Origin of the sequence: Halomonas sp. SIMBA_159 (genome assembly GCF_046536035.1) — a bacterium.
Classification (GTDB): domain Bacteria; phylum Pseudomonadota; class Gammaproteobacteria; order Pseudomonadales; family Halomonadaceae; genus Vreelandella; species Vreelandella venusta_A.
The window spans coordinates 1-269 of the sequence record NZ_JAWJBT010000646.1 but is presented as its reverse complement, the minus strand read 5'-3'; the positions used below and the strand labels follow the sequence as shown (position 1 = coordinate 269).

The window sequence follows — 269 nt, the reverse complement described above, 5'->3', positions numbered from 1 at the left end:
CAGCGTGACGGTCTGGCCGGCCGCGAGCGGACGCTTCAGCACCGCGTCCGGCATGCCGGGGACGAAGCGGACGAGGCGCGTCTTGGTCAGCGCGTTCTCCTCCGGCACGCGGGCACGCACGATGGCGTCATATCGCGGCCCGCCCTCGGACAGCGACATCTCGACGACCCGCCCCGGCTCCAGCCCGGAGATCATGCGGGTGGGCACGTCAGTCTCCAGCTCGAGGTCGTCGTCGTTGATGAGAGTCAGAACCGGGGCGCCGACGGTGA

At 70.6% G+C, this 269-nt stretch carries 1 protein-coding gene; it reads right to left on the bottom strand.

The genetic code is table 11. The features are described 5' to 3' along the window. Positions 1 to 269: hypothetical protein (locus R0J87_RS20790; protein ID WP_498888631.1), on the bottom strand; the 269-nt coding region annotated here is incomplete at both ends.